The sequence below is a fragment of the Pirellulales bacterium genome, from assembly GCA_035533075.1.
Taxonomy (GTDB): Bacteria; Planctomycetota; Planctomycetia; order Pirellulales; family JAICIG01; genus DASSFG01.
Genome location: DATLUO010000046.1, coordinates 1 through 19,616 on the forward strand (window position 1 = coordinate 1; position 19,616 = coordinate 19,616).

12 protein-coding genes are annotated in these 19,616 nt (G+C 62.9%); 3 read left to right on the plus strand and 9 right to left on the minus strand.

Annotated elements, in window-relative coordinates; all coding sequences use genetic code 11:
- The 7 genes from VNH11_05790 to VNH11_05820 all read right to left on the minus strand — a co-directional run.
- Positions 1-1,291 (minus strand): anti-phage dCTP deaminase (locus VNH11_05790; GenBank protein HVA45881.1); only part of this gene is annotated, 1,291 nt, incomplete at its 3' end.
- Positions 1,292-1,342: 51 nt separating this feature from the next.
- Positions 1,343-2,509 carry a type I restriction endonuclease gene (locus tag VNH11_05795; GenBank protein HVA45882.1) on the minus strand — a complete coding sequence of 389 codons (1,167 nt, stop codon included), beginning with the start codon at positions 2,507-2,509 and terminating at the stop codon, positions 1,343-1,345.
- Positions 2,510-2,541: 32 nt separating this feature from the next.
- On the minus strand, positions 2,542-2,739 hold the full coding sequence (locus VNH11_05800) for a helix-turn-helix domain-containing protein (GenBank protein HVA45883.1): 198 nt from the start codon (positions 2,737-2,739) through the stop codon (positions 2,542-2,544).
- A 622-nt stretch (positions 2,740-3,361) separates the two neighbouring features.
- On the minus strand, positions 3,362-4,612 hold the full coding sequence (locus VNH11_05805) for a serine hydrolase domain-containing protein (protein HVA45884.1): 1,251 nt from the start codon (positions 4,610-4,612) through the stop codon (positions 3,362-3,364).
- Between the two features lie 2 nt (positions 4,613-4,614).
- Positions 4,615-5,685 (minus strand): SEC-C metal-binding domain-containing protein, encoded by a 1,071-nt coding sequence (locus VNH11_05810; protein ID HVA45885.1) that lies wholly within the window; start codon positions 5,683-5,685, stop codon positions 4,615-4,617.
- A 64-nt stretch (positions 5,686-5,749) separates the two neighbouring features.
- Positions 5,750-6,364 carry a histidine phosphatase family protein gene (locus tag VNH11_05815; protein HVA45886.1) on the minus strand — a complete coding sequence of 205 codons (615 nt, stop codon included), beginning with the start codon at positions 6,362-6,364 and terminating at the stop codon, positions 5,750-5,752.
- Positions 6,365-6,493: 129 nt separating this feature from the next.
- A complete protein-coding gene (locus VNH11_05820; GenBank protein ID HVA45887.1) occupies positions 6,494-11,662 on the minus strand; it encodes a TIGR03118 family protein in 5,169 nt (1,722 codons plus the stop codon).
- A 798-nt stretch (positions 11,663-12,460) separates the two neighbouring features.
- On the opposite strand from VNH11_05820, the gene VNH11_05825 reads away from it, so the two are divergent.
- The 3 genes from VNH11_05825 to VNH11_05835 all read left to right on the plus strand — a co-directional run bounded on the left by VNH11_05825 (position 12,461) and on the right by VNH11_05835 (position 16,692).
- Complete coding sequence (locus VNH11_05825; GenBank protein HVA45888.1) at positions 12,461-14,245, plus strand: ankyrin repeat domain-containing protein; 1,785 nt, start codon at positions 12,461-12,463, stop codon at positions 14,243-14,245.
- 500 nt (positions 14,246-14,745) lie between these two features.
- Positions 14,746-15,012: a hypothetical protein gene (locus VNH11_05830; protein ID HVA45889.1), complete on the plus strand. Its 267-nt coding sequence runs from the start codon at positions 14,746-14,748 to the stop codon at positions 15,010-15,012.
- Positions 15,013-15,069: 57 nt separating this feature from the next.
- The gene (locus VNH11_05835; GenBank protein HVA45890.1) at positions 15,070-16,692 is read left to right on the plus strand and encodes a hypothetical protein; all 1,623 of its coding nucleotides are present in this window, start codon (positions 15,070-15,072) and stop codon (positions 16,690-16,692) included.
- Positions 16,693-17,014: 322 nt separating this feature from the next.
- Here VNH11_05835 and VNH11_05840 read toward each other — a convergent pair whose 3' ends face one another.
- Positions 17,015-18,958 carry a hypothetical protein gene (locus VNH11_05840; GenBank protein HVA45891.1) on the minus strand — a complete coding sequence of 648 codons (1,944 nt, stop codon included), beginning with the start codon at positions 18,956-18,958 and terminating at the stop codon, positions 17,015-17,017.
- A gap of 92 nt (positions 18,959-19,050) precedes the next feature.
- A complete protein-coding gene (locus VNH11_05845) occupies positions 19,051-19,518 on the minus strand; it encodes a hypothetical protein (GenBank protein ID HVA45892.1) in 468 nt (155 codons plus the stop codon).
- Between the last annotated feature and the right edge of the window lie 98 nt (positions 19,519-19,616).

Genomic DNA, 19,616 nt, shown 5'->3' on the forward strand with positions numbered 1-19,616 from the left:
TCTTGGGATATGGCTCGACAAAGACGACGCGACTGATGCCAGCCGCGAGGATATGCCTCGCGCAATCATGACACGGAAAGGTAGTGCAGTAGACCGTGCAGCCCCTAACGGACGTTCCCCTGCGCGCGGCATCGAGGAGAGCTGCCATCTCAGCATGAACGCACCGGCCGAACTCGATGACGTTCATAATCTGGGCGTCCTTCATCAATGCCAACGGCCCGTCAAGCGCCCTTCCAACCAATTCATCGACCCCAAGAGCCGATTTATCGTCAGCCAGCCATTTTTGTTCCATGAGGCGGTGCAGTATCTCCGCCAGCATCCGGCGCTTTAGTCGATCGTTCGTCTCTTCTCCAAGGACAAAGTCACGTTGATCCGGTTCGTCGCCGGCCCAGCAAAGCCCGCCGCCCGCCCTTGGGACTTCATTGGCGCCCGCTGCGATAATGTCGCCTTCCGCCGAGGCGACGACCGCGCCGACTTGCCGCTGCAACGATGCGGAACGGAGTGCGGCGGCGCGCGCGTGGAACATGCCATACTCATCCCGAGTCGGTGTGTGAAAAGAGTTGCCGAACAGCAGCTCGATGACTCGATTGATCTCCCTCTGCAACCGATTCGCGTCGCTGGCGTCGATGAAGAAATCCGCACGTGGATAGACCTCGCGAACGTTTTGACCGAATTTATCGAGCGTCTCCGCTTCGTCTCGCTTGATAAGCTCTTGTGCGTCTGGCAAACGATTCTCCGAATGGAATTCGTTATACGAGGCGGCGATCCGTGACGCGAGATTCTGCAGACGCCGTGATTGCGGCGAATAGGCGGCGACCAACACGAAGGCTGGGCCATAGACACGTCTCAAAAGCGAGACTTCATCCGGGTGTTTAAGCGAACGCAGCAGATATGCGTGCCGAGGGAGCGGCGCATCCTCGGAGCCGCAAGATTTGCGGACTTCGCGAATTGCACCGATCGCTATTGCCGCCAAAGCATCCCCGCGCTGCATCTTCTTGCGCAGCTCATTTCCGGCATCCATGTGCGAATGGTAGCGCCGGTCCTCCGGGCGCTCGACGAGCGGAACGCCGATGGAGTTTCGCACGTCGTCTAAAAGTTGGCTCAGGCGGATGCGGTCGCACGCGTAGTTGACGGCCTTGAGCGACTTTTCGATTGCCGCCGACACCGGCTCGAGGTCTGTGCCGATCGCAGCAACAAGCCCGATAACAAGTTCAGGCCCTTCCACTTTAGCCGAATCAGCGCACATCGCCTGCCGAAACCCGCGGAACTTCATTAAATGCAGAGTGACCACCAATGATAGGTGAGTTAGCTGCTAGCCGCAACTAGGCGGCGGGAGCGCATTTCAGCCCTCGCGGATGTGGCGACGGTGGTCGCCGAGCGCGTGGCGGGACCCTGATGCACGCCAATCGGTTTGATGCTTGCTGTTCTCGTCGAGCGCCAGGCCCAGCTTTTGAATGGTGCAGACGATGACCTTGTCGGCGGCGTCGTCGGAAAGCAGGCGATCGACGAGTGCCCGGGTGTTGGTGTTCTCTTCGACACAGCCTTCCTGGAAACGGTTGAACTCTTCGCGGGTTTGCCGGTCGAGGTCTTTGCGGTCGACGACGAACAGGCACTTGTCGACGCTGAGGTTCGCCTTGAGTGGCGTCGAAGCCTTGAAACTGGTGAGCGTCTTGCCGCTGCCGGTGGTATGCCAGACGTAGCCGTTGCCGAGGTTTTTGTCGATACAGTCCACGATGTTTTTGACGGCGTAAATCTGGTACGGCGGCATCATCAGCAGTTTTTGTTCGCTGGCGACCAGCACCATGTATCGGCTGATCGTTTCCGCGAGCGTACACTTCGCCAAAAATTCATCGGCGAACGCGTCGAGCCCCTTGACCTTCGAATTGTCGGCGAGCGCGTGCTCATAGATGCGCAAAAAGCGCTCGTCGGCGTTGAAGGCGAAATGGCGGGCGTTATTGTTGGCGAAGTAATAGGTGCTGTCGCGGTTGGTGACGATGAAGAGTTGCACGAAGCAGAGGATCGTGCGCGTGTAGCCGTTGCCGGGGTCGTTCTTGTATTCGACGATCTGCTCGATGGCGCGGCGGGGGTTGATGCCGAGGGTTTTGAGCTCGGTCTGCGCGGCGGGGATGCCGTTGACGAGCAGGATGACGTCGTAGCGGTGGTGGCTGTTGTCGGTGTTGATGCGGAGTTGGCTGACGACCTCGAACGTGTTTTTGCACCACTCGTCGATGTTGACGAGCGTGAAGTTGAGCGGGGTGCCGTCGTCGCGGGTGAAGCTGCTGCGGTTGCGGAGGGTGTGGGCGGCGGTGAAGACATCGGGAGTGACGATTTCCTCAAGCAGGCGTTGGAATTCGGCATCCGTGAGGCGGACGTGGTTGAGTGCCTCGAACTTCTTGCGGAAGTTTTTCTCCAGCGCGGCCCGGTCGCGGATGTCCGCCCGGTATTCGTACTTCAAGTCTTGAAGCTTCTCGATAAGCTGGTTTTCAAGCTTGTGTTCAGGCGAAGTCATGGCAATCTCTTTCTGATACCGGTCCACGCTCGCTACTTTGGCTTTACCGGCTTCGCCGTCTTCTTCAGCAGCTTTTCCAAGTCCGCTCGCTTGAACAGTCGATAGCCATTCACCGGGTTTCGGTGCATCGGGATTTTGCCTTCCCTGGCCCATGCCCGGAGCGTGTTTTGGGAGACGCCGAGGATGTCGGCCGCCTCTGCCGTCATGAAGTAGTCGGTGAGTTTCTGCATGGTTTCGGTCCCGAAGGGGGACGATTCGTACCGGGCATGAGTCTAGCAAGCCCCGCAACGCCGCGATACGGCCGCGCGGACGTCCGTGGACTAGGTTCAAGACGCCCGCATTTTAGTCGGACTGCCGAAGAGCCGGCAATCCGGGCCGCTGTCGGCGGCCGCCGCCTGCTTCGGCTGTTGAAGAAATGGCTTCGAGCCGGGGTTTCGGAGGACGGCCAATGGTCGCCGAGCATGTTTGGAACACCGCAAGGGCCATCCCTACCGCGATACTATTTTAGAAATCGTTCTGCGTGGATGAGCGAAAAGGCCCGCACGCCTCGCTCCAGAATGGCCCATCGTGTTCGAGGTAGGCCTGCCAGTTCATCGCTTTCCGAACTGGGGAAAGGGGGCGGTGTCGGCGCATCGCCACCGCGACGACCACCGAGACCACGCGCGCGTTCCCAACACGGTCGCCGCTTCCGCGGCGACCACCTCATGAATAATCCGGGTCAGGCGTCAGGCATCAGGTTGCTTGTCCTGACGCCTGAAACCTGACGCCTCAAATCGGTGGGCCGGCGCTCGCAAGCTCGCTGGTCCCACCCTACGTTTAGCAACGAGGTAACGCCAAGAGTAAAGACCTGCTTCACTTCTCAAACAAATCGTGCTCCGGCCAGTGCGTCACTTCGCCGGCCGCACGCCACATCAATTCGTCGATCTCGCGCTGCATCGGGCGGAGCTGATCGTCGCGGGGCCGGCCGTTGAACAGCGCGGCCCACGCGCGCCCGTCGCTGGTGCGGACCAGAATCGTCACCGTGCCGGGCAACGAACCGGTGTGCCACCAGTTCGCACCCTCGGCGGTCGGGCGAATGTTCCAGCCGAGGCCGTAAAACGTGGGCTGGTGCTGAGAAACGGGCGGCGCCGGCCGCGTTGCGATCAAGCGGACGCTTTCCGGCGACAACAGCGCCGGCGGCCGAGCGCCGTCCACGGCGGAAGCGAACCGCACTAGGTCGGCCGCCGAAGCGGTCCAGCCACCGTGGGCATCCATCGCCTCGATATAAAAACCTCCGTCGGGCCAGGCCACCGGTTCCTTCACGTCGGGAAAGACGCTCGCCGTCGGGCCTTCGACCGTGTGATAATATCGCACTTCGGCGTCGGCCCGATCGCCGGGCCGCGTGCGGCCAAGCCGCATCCGCTCAATGCCACACGGCGCGAGCACCAGCTCTCGGAGGGCTTCTTCGTACGGCTTGCCCGTGATCGCTTCGATGACCCGGCCGAGCAGGCAGTAACCGAAGTTGGAATAGGCGTACCGCTGGCCCGGCGAAAAATCGAGCGGCTGCCGCAGCATGTAGCGCACGATCGCCTCGCTGGTGGCCGGCGACGGCGTGCCGGTCGCCTGGGCGATGATGCCCGGCCGGAACATCGGGTCGAAGCTCTTGTCGCGGTCCCAACCGGCCGTGTGCTGCAAAAGCTGCCGCACGGTGATCGTGCGCAGCCGCGCGTCGATTCCAGGGCCATCGGGCAAGCGGAACTTCGGCAGCAGGTCGAACGCCCGGTCGTCGAGCGAAAGCCGCTGCTGTTCCGCCAATCGCAGCACCGCCGCCGCGGTGATCGGCTTGCTGACACTGGCGATGCGGAACAGCGAGCCGGGGCCAACGGGCTTTTTCGCTTCGACATCGGCCCATCCATATCCACGGGCCAACAGCAACCGGCCGTTCTTTGCCACGGCGATCGACCCGCCCGGCAGTTGCCACTTGTGCAGAAAGGCCGGAATGAACCGGTCGTAGCTTTCCATGCCGGGCACGGTCTTGCCGGCGCTCGGCAGGGCGTCGTCTTGCGCCCATAGGGGCGCGGCGATGATCGACGCGACGAGAATTGCCGATATGCGTGTTGACATTCTCACGTGCCGCGCAGGCAGCACTTCTTGTACTTCTTGCCGCTGCCGCAGGGACAGGGATCGTTGCGGCCGACGCGCGGCGCCGCGCGAATCGGCTCGGGCGGCGCGTCGAAGTCCGGCGGCTCCTCCACGATCGGCTGCGAGCGGCGGTCGAGCAACGACATGGCCGATTCCAGGTCGGTTTCGTCCGGCGGGGGGATGCCGGCGTCAGGCCTGAAGGCCGATTTTTTCGCCGCGTTCCACAACGGTTTGAACTGCGAGCGCGTCATGCCGAAAGGAATGTCGTCGAAGTCGTCGCCGTCCGCATCCAATGAATCGTGGATCGCGTCGTACCAATGATCGTAGTCGCGCAGCAGGTTGTCATAGGGATCGTCTTCGGGCAACAGGATTTCGTCCAGCGGCAGGACCAACGCCTCGTCGCCCTCGACGGCAAGCTCGCCGTAAACCCCATGTCGGTCTTCGTCATCGGGATAATCGTCCGGCAGCTCGTCGGGCAATAACAGCCGCTGGAGTATCAGCCGCTCGCCATAGAAATCGTCGTCCTCGTCATCGTCTTCGTCTTCGGCAGCAAGACGCGGCAACGGAATGTGCTCCGTCAAGAAACGATGCCAAACCCGCCAGGTCTTGGGCTCGCAATCCGGGTAAGGGTCGTCGGGCCCCAAGCCGAACAAGGCGCGGACCTGCCGATCGCCCGCTTTCTCGAACGAGGGCGGCAAAACGGGCTGCTCGATCGCGTCGGGAGGGACCTCGCCCCGTGCGAGTTGCTCTTCCGGCAGCCAGTTGTCCCACAATTCGCAGTCGTCGCCGTTGTCGCGCCGCTCGCGGTCTTCGTACACCGGGTGCAGCCGCTCGGTGGTCGAATCAAAAAAGCAGACCCAGCAGCGGCGGCGGCGATCGGTTTTATGTTTTTGAATGCGTTCGACGGTTCCCGACCAGCCGCCCATCGGCAAATCGGCGTAGATCGGGTGCCGGCTGCCGGGCTTGACGTGGACCACGTCGCCGCACCGCAGCCGCCGCTGGCGGTCCGCTTCAGGCAATGGCTGAGAACCCTGAGTCGTGTGATCGGTCGACATCGCGCAGACCTCCTTGCAATAAACCGTGGCTTCGCCCCTTATCATTCCTGACGGACGTCTTTTGTCAAGAATCCTCCACGGTCGGGGCCGAGAGATGCCGGTCGTCATTCCAGAAGCGGAGGGCCGGCTCCTCGCGCGTGTGCTCGTAGCTCAGCGCGCCGAGCGCGGCGGTGGACAGAATGAACAACCGAGCGTCTTCGACGGGCAAGCCGAGCCACCGCGCGGCCAGCATGCGGCTGAAGTGGCTGTGCCCGAAAACCAACACGTCGGCCTGCATGGCCCGCAATCGGGCAATCACGCGGTCGGCCCGCTGGGTGAGTTCTTGAAACGATTCGCCGCCGGGGCATCCGTCGCGGAACAACATCCAGTCGGGCCTATTGAGCCGAATCTCGGCCGTGCGCAGACCTTCGAAGTGGCCGTAGTTCCATTCGACCAAATCGGGGTCGGCCTCGGCCCGGTCGCCGTAGCCCGCCAGCTCGCAGGTGCGCCGCGCCCGAATGAGCGGGCTGGTGAGCACACGGGCAAACGTCAGCTCGCGCAGCCGCCGGCCGAGCTGGCGGGCGTTTTGTTCGCCGCGCGGCGTCAGTGGAATGTCGGTCAGGCCCGTATGCCGGCCCAACTGCGACCATTCGGTTTCGCCGTGCCGCGCTAAATAGACCGTGGGAAGCGGTTGGCTCATCAGCGGCTCTCGCGTCAGGGGTGGTGACATCGCCGGGAGTCGTCGCTCCCGGCCAGATCCCTTTTATACCGCATGCGGCTGTAGGCGAAAGAAAGAGTGGTGGCTGGGAGTTATTAAGCACGCGATCTTTTAGCTGACGGTCAGGGTGAACGTCTGGCTGGCGTCGGGTGCCGTGCCGTTGCTCGCCTTGATCGTGAGGCGGTACGTGCCGGCCGTGCCCGCGGCGGGGGTGCCGGCCAGCGTCGCCGTGCCGTCGTGGTTATCGACCAAAGTCACTCCGCTGGGCAACGCACCGCTTTCGCTGATGGCCGCCGTCGGGCTGCCCGTCGTGGTGATGGTGAAGCTGCCGGCCGAGCCTGTGGTGAAGCCCGTGCTGTTGGCACTGGTGATCGACGGCGCGTGGTTACCCGTCATGTCGCTGTAATACTCGCCGGATGCCAGAATCTGCACGCCGACTTGCTCGCCGTTCAGCGTGTGCGAGGTGAGATCGTTGACCCACATTTGCAGATCGGCGCTGTCGGGCGCGCGGTGCAAGAAGTCGGAATAGAAGGCGTCGACCACGGCCGTGCTCGCCTCTTGGCCGAAGACGAAGGCCGAGGCCACCTGCAACAGCGTTTGGCCCGAGGCGAGCTGACCGACCCAGTAGCTTTCGCCCGTCGAGTCGGGCGCGCGGAGGGCGACGTTGTTGTACAGCGCGTCGACGAAGGCCGTTTCCCCGGAGTGCAGGTTCATGAATTCCGTCGAAGTGAGGAAGCCCTCGACCTCGATCTGTTCGGTCCCCCAGGCGTTGAAGGCGGCGGTCCAGAACGACTTGCCCGCCGGATCGGATGGACGGCCGAGAAACTCTTCATAGAACTGCTCGACTTCCATGCCGCGGTGCTCGGCCGAGTCCCACACGCCTTGGGCCACGCTGGCCCGGCCGGCGCCGCCCGTCATCTGCTGCTGCCAGTAGGCCAGGCCGGTGGCGTCGGGAGCGTGCCCCAAAATGCTCGCATACACGGCGTTGATGTAGGCCGTGTTGGCATCGCTGGCGGCCGGCAGGCGTGTGAGCGGAACCTGCAGCGGCAGAAGGGTGCTGGTCAGGACGTTGCCGATGTTGATGCCCGTGACGTTTTCGCCGGCGGTGACCGACAGCGTTTGCGGGTTCGTAGTCAGCGTCACGCCGTGATTGGCGGGCACGACTTCCATCACGCTGTAGCTGCCCGCCGCCAGGGCCGTGAACGTATAGTTGCCGTTGGCGTCGGTCGCGGTCGACGGATTGCTGCTGTCGGGGACGCCGGTGCCGTCGTTGTTCAGAAACACGGTGCGTCCGCCCAGACCGATTTCGCCCGAATCGAGCACGCGGTTCACGTTCACGTCGTCAAACACCTCGCCGCTGATCGTGGCCGTGGCGGTCGAAGTCGTAGTGGTGGACGTGGTGACGACGGTGGCGGTGGATGTGGCGGCGGCCGATGCCGTGCCGGGACTGTTGTCGCTCAAACTGACTTTGATGCTGTCGGAGCCGGTCGCGCTGTAGTCGTGACTGCCCGACACGGCGAGCGTGCCGTTGGAAGCGGTGACGCTGCCGGCCGTCGTGCTGCTGCCGTCGCCCCAATCGATGGTGGCGGTGAAATCGCTGGCCGCGGCGCCGGTGTTGGTGTCGACAAACGTGGCCACGGCCCCCGTGAATGTGCTGCCTTGGGTGGCCGTGACGGTGCCGGCCACCGCGGTCAGCGTATCGCCCTCGCCAACGGTGGCGCTGGTGGTGGCGCTCACCGTGGCGCTGATGGCCGTTTCTGTGACCGAGACCGTCGCTTGGAATGTTCCTTCTTCGGTGTACGTGTGGCTGCCGGCGACGGTGTAGCTGCCGCTGGCGCCGGTGACGGTGGCGGTCGACGACGTGCCATCGCCCCAGTTGATCGTGGCCGTAAAGGCCGAGGCGGCCAGCGAGCTGCCCGTATCGGTAACGGTGGCGACGGTCCCGCTGAACGTTTGCCCTTCTGTGGGAGTGATGGACGTTCCGGTGACGCTCAAGGCCGAACCGGGCGAAACCAGGGCGCTGCCGGTGGCGGCGCTCTCCGTCGCCCCAGGCAGCGAGCTGCTGTTTTCGATCGTCACGGTCAGCGGAAAGCTGCCGTCCTGGCTGTAAGTATGGACGCCGCTGACGGTGAACACGCCGTTCGCGCCCGTAACCGTGCCCGCGCTGGAGGAATTATTGTCACCCCAGGAGATGACCGCGGTGAAGGCGTTGGAAGAGGAAACCGTGTCGGTGTCGGTAAATGTGGCGACGACGCCACTGAAGGCTGTGCCCACCGTGGCCGTCAGCGAAGCCGCGGACGGAGTGAATGCGTCGTCCTGGCTGATGGTGGCCGACGAAGTGACGCTGTTGGACAAGACGGTCGGCGTTGCCTCGCTGAGGCTCACGCCGACGCTGAACGTGCCGGCATCGGCAAAGGAGTGCGTGCCCGACACCGTGAAGTGGCCAGCGGATCCCGTGACGCTGCCCGCCGACGAACCGCTTCCATCGCCCCAGTCGATCGTGGCGGTGAAATCGCCGGCGATCGCGCTGGCGTCGACGTCGGTGAAGGTGGCCACGGTAAACGCGGTCGCGGTATGCTCCGGCCCGGTCAGCGTGGCGGCCGAGAGCACCACGGGACTGGCCACGTTGGCCGTCGCCGCGATCGCCGCGGCGGGCGTGGCGCTGCCGCCGGCCGTCGATTCGTAGACGATCACGTCGGGCGTATACGCACCGGGCGTCGAGTACGTGTGGCTGCCGAGCACGTCGTAGCCACCGCTGCCATCGGCGGTCACCGTGCCGGTCGTAAATGACGTGCCATCGCCCCAGTCGATCGTGGCGGTGAATGTGTCGGCGAGGTTGCCCGCGTTCTTGGTGAACGTGGCCAGGCTCTGCTGCGAACTCGCTGAAGTAGCCGTCGCCGAAATTGTTTCTCCGGTGCCGGTGACATCGTCGGCCGGCACCACGGCGGTGCTGGTCGCCGTGGGGTAGGCGATCGTGGTGTGAGCGTTCTCGGTAATGGTGACGTCAACCGCGTCCGACAGGCCGCCGGCGGTATAGCTATGGCTGCCAGCGACCGTGAGCACACCGTTGGCGGCGGTGACGGTGCCCGCCGAACTGCTGCCGTCGCCCCAGTCGATCTGTGCGCTGAAGTCGGAGCCCAGGACCAGGCTGTTGGTGTCGCTGAACGTGGCGACCTTGCCGGCGAACGTCTGGCCGGGATTGGTTACGAAGGTCAACGCTTGGGCCGTCAGCGTGTTGCCGTCGGCGACGGTCGCGGTGGAGACGGCCGTGGCGCTGGCCGTGCCCGGCGTGTCGCTGATGCTGACGGTGGCCGACATGGAACCGTTTTCGACGAAGGCGTGCGTTCCCATGACGGTGAACGTGCCGTTGGATTGCGTCACGCTGCCGGCGCTCGTGCTGGTGCCGTCACCCCAGTCGATGGTGGCCGAAAAGATGCCTGCCGTGGCCGCGGCGTAGGTGTCGGTGAACGTGGCCACCGCGACGGTCGCCGATGTGCCTTGCGTGGCCGAGAAGGTGGTGGCCTGGGCGGTCAGCGTATTCAGATCGGTCACGGCGGCGGTGCTGGCGATGGTGCCGATGGCCGAGCTGCCCGCCGTGGTGCTGCCGGTCATCTCTTCCAAGACCGTGGTCGTGACGGCAAAGCTGCCGCCCCCTGTATACGTGTGACTTCCGGTGACACTGTATCCGCTGCCGCCGGCGGCGAGCGCCACGGTGCCGGCGCTGGTCGAGCCGTCGCCCCAGTCGATGTTGGCAAAGTATTGATTGCCAATGCCGCTGGGGTCCGCAAAAGTGCCGACGGAGCCGCTGAACGACTGGGCTTCGGTGGTGGTAAATGTCACGCCCGCCGGGCTGAAGCTGGTGTCGATCACGTTGGCCGTGGCCGTGGCGGTCCTGGCGTTCAGGGCCGTGTCGCTGGCCGTGACTGTGGCCTGATAGGTGCCCGCCGAGGCGTAGGTGTGCGTGCCGTTGATGTTGAAGCCGCCGTCGGTGTTCGACACCACGGTGGCGACGCTGCTGGTGCCGTCGCCCCACATGATCTCGGCCGCGAAACCGCTGGCGGCGAGCGTGGAGTCGCTGTCGCGCAGGGTGGCCAAGGTGCCGGAGAACGAGGAGCCTTGCGTGGCCGTGACCACAGTGGGCACGACGGCCAGCGACTGGTCGAAGGCATTCAGGATTTCGCCGAACTGGCCGTGTCCGCCATTGGCCGCCGAATAGAACAGCGTGGTGACGTCGCCGGCCGACGAGCCGTTGCCGAAGACCAGCCCGCGCACGCCATCAATGATGATCGGCGAGGTGCTTCCCGGCCCGTCGTTCAACGCGCCTTGGAAAACGCCCGACGTGTTGTAAGCCAGGATTTCGCCGTTGCCGCTGTTGGCCACCAACAGATCGCCCGCGAAATCGCCGAAGCCGCTGGGCGCCATGGCCAGGCCATCGGGCACGTTCAACTGGCCGGCGCTGGCGAACGTCTTGGCCAGCGTGCCGTCGAGGTTGTAGATATCGATGATGCCGTTGCCGCCGCCGACCACGGGGGTTTCCTTGGCCGCGTCTTGCAACGCATAGGTGACGTAGAGCTGGCCGCTGATGAGCTGAATGTTGTAAGGCGCGTATCCCGCCGGCAGACTGCTGTCGGTAAAGGCGTTGGCCGAGAGGGTCGTGGCGTTATAGCTGGAATCGAAAACGTCGATCTTGTCGTCGTGGAAGTCGGCCGCGTAGAGGAAACTCGCAGTGCCGTTGTTGGCCACGGCCAGACCGGTGAATTCGGCGCCGCTGACGCCGATCACCTTTTGGGCCTGGGTGCCCAGCAGGCTCTGCCAGGCGTCGATCTCGCCGTTTTGCGACGCGATGAAAAACAAGGGAGGCGAAGCCGTATTGCCGGAGCCCACCGTGAATTCGAAGGTGGGGTTGAAGGTGATGGCGGTCGGAGCGCCGGCGGGCACCGAAATGTTTTGCGGCAACTGGCTGAACGCGCTGATGCTGCCGCCGCTGCTGACCGCCCCCTGGTATCGGGAAGCGACGCCGGTGGCGCCGTCGGCCACCCAGACCGGCCCGCCGTTGGGCAAAGCCGCCACGCCCCAGGCGTTTTGCAGGCTCGCATCCTGCACCAGCGCGGCGCCCGATTGGTCGGCGGCCAAGGGAATCTGGAGGTAGCCAAAAGGCGAGGTGTCGCCGGTGAGAAGCTGGCGAGTTTCCAGCGATTCGATGATGGTGCGCCGCCGCCGCGACCCCTCGTTGAAACGCAACGTTGGCTTCGACTTACGACGATTCTTTCGCCGAGACATGTGCTGAACTCCCGCGAGTCAATGGAGATGGAGACGTTTTCCCCCCACCGCGGCGACGCCGCGGCGAGGACTGGTTAGCGGACAACTGGAAACAGCCGGATGCCGAAAGCGCGAGCGACTGGAAGCCTGGGCCAAGCCGCAGGCCGCCGGGACGCCTGATGCGCTCGAAATGCGGCATCGTTGTCGACTGTTCCGCGTTGCCCCTGACGCTCCCGGTCTTTCCATTGAAGCTACGGCCTGCATTTTGGGCAACAAAAAAGTTGCCTGGCCGGCAGAAATGTTAAGCCTTCGGCGGCCGGCTTTGCCGGTTATAGGGGTCCGGTCGTGCTTGGTCAGACGGTGAGCGAGTTCGCCGTCTCGACCCTCGCCCGGTCGGCGCGTCAAGTCATTCAGGAAGAGCGAAGAGCGTGTCACTTAGCTTACGCTCCGAGACTGGGAACCGTTTACAGCAATGCTGGATGAAACGTCAGCAGCAGGGTAGATTAACGCCAAGCGTTCAGGGCGCTGCTGTGTCCGCGGAAAGGGCTGAGCCCACCTGACTCGTGCGTTGCTATGGATTGTCAACGTACCTTCTTTCGGTTCGCGACGCGGACACCGAGCCATGCGGCCAACCGCCGCGGAAAGGAGGACGTCATGTCTTCTCACTCTACCCCCACGCGCACTCTCCCGAACAAGCCGAGCCTGGCCCAACTCCGCAAGCAGGCCAAGGCACTGCTCAAATCGTACCGTGCCGGCCAAGAGGCAGCCGTCGCCGAAGTCGAACGATTCGAACGCAGCCCCGATCCAGCGGATTTCGCTTTGGCCGACGCGCAGCGAGTGCTGGCGCGAGCCTACGGCTTTTCGAGCTGGCCCGCGCTCAAGAATCACGTCGAGGGCGTACACTTCGCGGCACTTTTCGCGGCGGCCGAAGCCGGTGACGTGGCGGTCGTGCGGCGAATCGCCAAAGCGCATCCCGAGTGGATCAACCATCAGGCCGACGTCCGCGGCGGCGCGCTGCATCGCGCCGTGCTGCGTCGCGATGTGGAGCTGACCCGCGTCCTGATGCGACTCGGCGCGGACGCGCGCACGGGCATCTGGCCGCATCGCGACGCGACCTCGGCCTACGCCATCGCCGTCGACCGCGAGTACAGCGAAATCGTCGCCACCATCGAGCGCGAGGAAGACAATCGCCGCGCGCGGCTCAGCCACGAGAGGAAGTCCACCAGCGCGGCGGTCGGTGCGCTGCGGCACACCATCGCCGAGGGCCGCGCCGCGGAGGCCATCGCCTTGATGGAAGGCGACCCGGCGCTCATCAGTGCGTGTGATGTCTATGGCGTCACGCCGCTGCACGTCGCGGCCTGGAAGCACGATCCCGCGCTGGTGGGCTGGCTTCTCGACCACGGTGCGTCGCCCGACGCCCTCGCGTTGCGCGCGGTTCCCGTACGGGTCCCAGCCGATGAGTATCCGGTGGAATCCGGGAAAACACCGCTCGACTTTGCGGCATTCGTCGCCGGCCGGGCGCCCGAAGGACGCGACTCCATTTTTTATTTCATGGAGAACGCGCACGTCGATCCTGCGCAATTTCACGAGACGGCCCGCCTGCTGCTTGAGAAGGGGGCCGAGCTCACGCCCCGCGCAGCAGTGGCCCTCGGCGACCGCGAGGCGGTGTTGCGACTGCATCGCGAAGGACGGCTGCACAACGAAATCCATTTCGTTCGCGGCGGCTTGATCAGTATTGCCGTGCGCGTCAACCGCCCGGAAATGGTGTCGCTGCTTCTGGATCTGGCACTCGATCCCGATGAGTCCGTTCCCACCGACGACGGGTTCCGAAGCTGGGGCATGCCTCTCTGGTTCGCTTCCCAATGCGGCCGGCACGAAATCGCCGAGTTGCTGCTGGCCCGCGGCGCCGACGTCAATGCCGTTGTGTACGCCTGCGGCGACTCGATATGCAGCGCGGGAGACGAGAAGATGGAGGCACTGTTGCGCCAGTATGGAGCGCGGCTCACGGTCGAAACCGTGACGGACCCGAAAACGGCGCAAGCGATTCTCGACGGGACCGTGACAGCGTACAGTCTGGGTGACGCTGAGCCGCTCAAGCTCCAGGATGCGGCCGAGCGTCTGTGCGGCGGCGATCCTGAATTCATCCGGATGTGTCTGCCGCATATCACGCGCAAGCGCGACGATCCGTGGTGGAACAGCGTGCTCATGAACGCCAAGGTGCCCGAGGGTTTGCAGATCGTTCTGGATCACGGAGTCGATCCTGATATACCCAGCGACGGCGGTTATACCCTCCTGCATCACCTGACGACGCCGGTGGCGGGGCGCAGGGGAGCCTTTGTGCCCACCGAGGAGGAGCGCCTCCAGCGCGCGACGATGCTGCTCGACGCCGGCGCGTCGCTGACGAAACGCGACTCGCTGCTCAAATCGACGCCGCTCGGCTGGGCCTGCCGGTGGGGACGTAGCGAGCTTGTCAGACTTTACCTACAGCGCGGCGCTGACCCAGTGGAGGCGGATGCCGAACCGTGGGCAACGCCTTTGGCATGGGCCACGAACCGCGGGCATCACGAGATTATCAAGTTGCTCCGCACGCATGGCGCCAGGTGATCTATTCCCCAACTTCGCGGCGGGAAGACACTTGGACGCGACCATCACTTGAAAGCCCGACCTTTGGTAGAATTGCGAGATGAGTTCCAAAACACGATCTGCAAATGAGAATGATATGGGTGAAATTCGAGTCAAAGTGCCGAACCCGGCACACCCAGATCAGCCGGTGACGAAGGTGAAGTGAACTTTCGGCAAGTCGCAAGTTCAAGAAGCGGGACGCAGTCTTGAACCAAGTCCGGCTTCCAAGTTTGCCGGTTATCTCGCGGGCGACTATCGTTGCTCTCGTGAAGATTGATCATGCTGGGAACGCACGTAGCGGGACGTTCGGGGATGACCAGCAATTTAGAGAACTGAGGGACTATTTTGAAAAACCCCGGAGGAGTGAAACTCTCGCTTCAGGTGCGAGGTAGTTCTAGTTATAAGCAAACCGATTAGCCGGTGTCAGTGAGACAGCGCAGGCTCGGCTTCGCGACCAAACCATGACCGAAAGGGAGACTCCGATGAAGCTCACTTCCATCACCATCGCCTTCCTGTTGCTGGCCACCATCGGCATCGCCTGGGCTGAGGATGGACGCCCGGCGAAGAAGGCACCCACGCCCGAAACGTTGCAAAGCGAGATCGAAGCCCTGAAAGCGGCCAAGGTCGCCTGGCGAGAGATTGCCTGGCAGAGCTGCCTGCTGGAGGGGCTCAAGGAAGCACGCGCCCAGAACAAACCCGCCTTGCTTTGGGTCTTCATCGACCGGCCCATCGACGACGCACGTTGTTGAGGGTTCGCCGGTGCCGCTCGTGCAGCGGTCTTCTCGAATCCCGACGTCATCCGCCGCGTGAATGCCGATTTCGTCCCCGTGGCCCTCAAGGCCGGGCTGGTCAACTACCCGCCCAGCGACGACGAAGGCCGGCTATACAGCGAAATCGGCCGGTCCAAAATCCTTCCGCAGGGAATCTGCGTCGTCAACTCGGCGTGCAAGGTGCTCGCCTGGGCGGAGATGTTCGACGACGAGCAAAGCGTGGCCGCCTTTCTCGACCATTGCCTCAAGCGGAGCGCCCAGTTTCCCGACGCTACAAAACCCTTCCCGGCCGAGCGCTACATGAAGTTCCCTAGCGAAAGGCTTGCCGACATCGACGACAACGGCGAAGCCCCGCGGATTCCCCAACGGCACTCCGCCGGGAAAAGTTGTCCGGCAAAGCCACCGGTGCCACGCGGGACGATCGACGCTCGGCTGTTCGGCCGAGCGCTCGACAAAGACGGCAAACCGGTGGCCGACACGCTGCGGCAACGAAACTACGTTGAAGACCGCTTCCATGTGCCCGTGGCCATGCAGGCGGCCTTGTCGAAGGCCCTCCACGTCGCCGGCAGCGACCGCTTCCGTGTGGCTGACGACCTGGCGCGGCTGCTGGTCAGCCATGCGTTCCTCGGTGAACTCGACGTGAACCCGGTGGACGGCCGCAATGGGGTCAGGGGCGATCTCAAGCAGTGCGACTTCTGGGCACGAAGGATCACGGGGGCCGACGACGATTCCGTCCGGTTACGCGTGGAGGGCACATCGGAATCACGTGGAGTTCAGCGCGGCGACGCAAACGGTTCCGACGGCCGGCTGTGGGAGCACGAGGTCGACCTCGCCTGGGAGGGAATCATTGAGATGAAACAGGAGCGCATGTCTCGACTGCTTCTGGTGGCGCGAGGTTCCGAAAAACTCAACTGGGGGAAGGTTCCTTCGGAAGCGGAATTGCAAGCCCAGCGCAACGTGATTCTCGAGTGGGCGGGCCGCGACCCAGGGCTCGATTGCGGCGTGGTCTACGGCATTATCGGCGAGCCGATTGCCGCGGACCAGGCGGGCGACGCCGCGGCGCCGGCACAACAGTTTCCAGATGAGGTCCGCAAGCACGTGGTCGAGGCACTGGCCGGCGGACCCTTTCTGGTTTTCCGCGACAAGGTGCAAGAGGAGCTGAACCTCTCCGACGATCAGAAGCAAAAACTGCTGGAACAGTTTCCCGAATACGCTCAGCAGACGAAGAACGTCTTTGACAAGATCAGCGATTTGAAACCGCAGGAGGCGGAAAAGGAGATGCGGTCCCACCGCCAGAAATCGCACGAAAGGCTGGCGGCGCGTCTCAAGGAGATCTTGCGGCCCGAGCAGCTCAAGCGGCTGCGGCAACTGGAACTACAGCAGCAAGGACCGCATGCCCTGGGCCGTCCCGATATCGTGAAAGAGCTGAACATCACGCACGAGCAACTGAATCAATTTATGGGCGTGATTCAGGACATGTACAAGAAGATCGAACCTCTGATGAAACAAGCCCAGTCCGGCGGCAACCCCGAAGAAATCCGTTCCAAGGTGATGAAGGTCCGCCACGATCACCAAGTCCAGATTGAGGCCATCCTGACCGACGAGCAGAAAAAGCAATGGAAGGGGATGCTCGGCAAACCATTCGATCTCGGTGATTGAGAACTTTTTCTGGCCGGAGTACAGACGCTGCAATCGGCCGCACGCACTCGAGCCGCGATGTCGCATTCGCTGGTTTTACCGATTGACCGAGTAGTGTTCGATCAGGCGGCGCTGCTCTGGTCCGACGACTCATGCGCCGAATCCAACATCTCTGAAGGGACACCACAAGCCTCGCACAAACAATCGGTCCCATGTGCTCGCGGATTTGACCGAAGGTGTTTTTAGCATTCGTCTTCACGCGGTCGATGGGCGATTCCACGCTTCGCAGAACATGGTTACCGACCTCCGCGCGGCGTAGGACTGGAACTATTTTCTCCAGCGGTCAGCGGAGAATCCTGCATGCCGGCAGAACCGCCGCCAATCTGGAGACGGCGTGCTCCGTGACATTCGTACCCCGCAGGTCGAGGTGCTTCAACCGTTTCAGGGCGGCCAGCGCCTGGATTCCCTGATCGGTGACTGCTGTTTCACGCAGATCGAGATCTTCAAGCTCATCATACGCAGCCAGCGCGGGCAGCGCGGCGTCGGTCAGGTTAGCCACGGCATTGCCGACTTTCTTCCGGCCGCGCAAATGCAAGCGTTTTAAGGAAGGTGGCCCATGATCGACTCGTACGAAGGGCATGGGGCCCGCCGTTGTGCGCGTTGGAATCCACCGAGCCACGTCCGCATCGGAGGCTCCGCCTTCCAGTTTGATGTTCGGGCGAAGCGTCCTGAATTGTTCCGCCCCTGCCTCGCTGACCGCTGTCAGTGTCACATCGACATTAAACAGCCGTGGCAGTCCGGCGAGCGTCATCAAGCCGGCATCGGTGATGTTGGTTACGCTGAGGTCGAGAACCGATAGTGTCGGCAAGCCCGTCAAGTGCGACAAACCGGCGTCGGTGATTTGAGAGTTGGGAATGCCCAGGACTTCCAGATTCGTCAGAGAAAGAAGTTGGCGCAGCCCATCGTCGGTCACCGCGGAATGGCAAATATTCAGCGATCTCAGGCCTTTAAGCGGGGCAAGGAACGAAAGTAGTCGGTCGTCGATCGGCGACGATGAAAGATCGAGATAAGTCAGCGTGGCCAATTGGGATATGGCCAAAAGGGTTTCGTCTGGAAGTGACGCGAACTTGAACGACTTTAGGCTCTCGACGTTTCCCGCCTCATCGAAATTGGCCCACAAACCTCGCTTCTCCCAGCCGTAGAAAATAGTGCCCTTCCGCCACTCCCTGAGCTGGTGAGGCACGGCACAAGCCATCGCGACGCCGATGGCGGCCAATGGTGCGATCGCCGCGAGGAAACGGGTGCGCGAAAGCGGCGGGGGGATTGTTTCCTGAGGCAGAAGCGAGTGGGCGGCCAATTCCGGCCCGCGAACCAGTCGATATCCGCACGTTCCAAAAACTGCCAGCGTTCCCATTCCGTTGACGAGCGTGCCGCTCAAATACGACACGAGCTGCTTCCAATCGCCACCCGAGGTAGTGCTGTGAACCAACAACAATACTCCGCCGACGCTCCCGGCAAGCAACAAGGCGGCCAGAACCGTCCGCAGAAGAGGTCGCCGGCCGTTTGCTAAAAGAATCCAGGCAACTGGCACGACGGAAAGGCCCGCCAAAGAAATCAACGATCCAGTCAGGGCAATGTTCCAGGCGTCGGCCAACAACCCTATGCGCTCGGTTGTCCCTTCCACGATCAATGATTTGGTCGCTGCGAGTAGCACCGCGGACGCGAGGGTCCAACCCATGAGCGCGCGGACGGTGAATTGGCTGCCCGATAGTCCGCCGCCAGGAGTCGCGCGGAGCATTTCGGATCGATCACCGATGAGCATCAGCCTCCAGTGTCGGATCCTTCGCAGTAGCCCAAGCGGCAGCAGCATCATCACAAAAGAGGCGAGCCAGGGAGCTTCCCCGATGTAGGTATAATCGTCGGGTCCGCCGTTGCTTTGGCATTCGCCGAAAAGCAAGGCCACATAATATGCGCCGGCAAACCAGGCTAGAAGCGGCAACCGGACGGCGCTTTGACCCGGCCCGAAAACGGCCCACAGAGCCAGCAAGGTGGGCGGAGCCAGGGTGGCGCCAATGGCCGCAGCGCAAAGGAAATCCCAAAACGGAGTCGTCGGTGCGGCGCCCCAGGGCGCCAGCACCGCCCCGGCCAATTGCAACGCCAGGAGGAGCGCAATCAAGAAGAAGTGCTGCCAACCGCGCGCATGCGACGGAAGCCAGCGACGAAGCGCAGTGGCGATTTTGCCCGCGGAACCGCGCTGATCGATGCCGGTTAAGGTTGTGCTCATCACGTCTTCCTTCCCGATGAAACGCCGACTGCTTCGATTACGCCACTTGATAACGACGGGAGACCCATTGTGTCAACGCGTATTGTTTCGGGCGTTCAAGGTTCAGCGTCAACCGGGTTCTTCGGAGGCGTCAGGAACGTGGCCCGGTCGCGAAGCAATTCAATGCATCCGGCGATCCGCACCTGATCTTCTTCCGGTGCGGTGACCGTGAGCGTGGCGTCTTCCACCTTTGCGTCAACATTGCTCCTGAAATTTTCTTTGATGAATGAGGCGAGCGCTTCCGCCACTGCATTCGGCAGCTTATACCTGGCCCGGGTCAGGGTCTCAAACTGATGACCGCTTGCGGCCGGCAAATGCGGCGCTCCTTCAAGAGAATTGTAATTGTCATGAGCCGCCAGTCGCGCAAGCGTCTTGGTCACCTCACGCACCAATTCATTCATCTTGGCCACTTCACGCGCCAATTCGTCGTTCTTTTCGCGCAATGCATCCGAGTACTCATTCGGTACCTTGGTCTCAGGGCTCATCGTACTTAAATAGCGATGCAACACCTTAACGTCGGACATTACTTGCGCCACCTTGCGCTCTTGGTCTCCAATACCCCACGGCGCCCAGGATTGCAATCCGCGCAGCAACCTGTTTGCCCGATCGAGAGCCGCCTCGG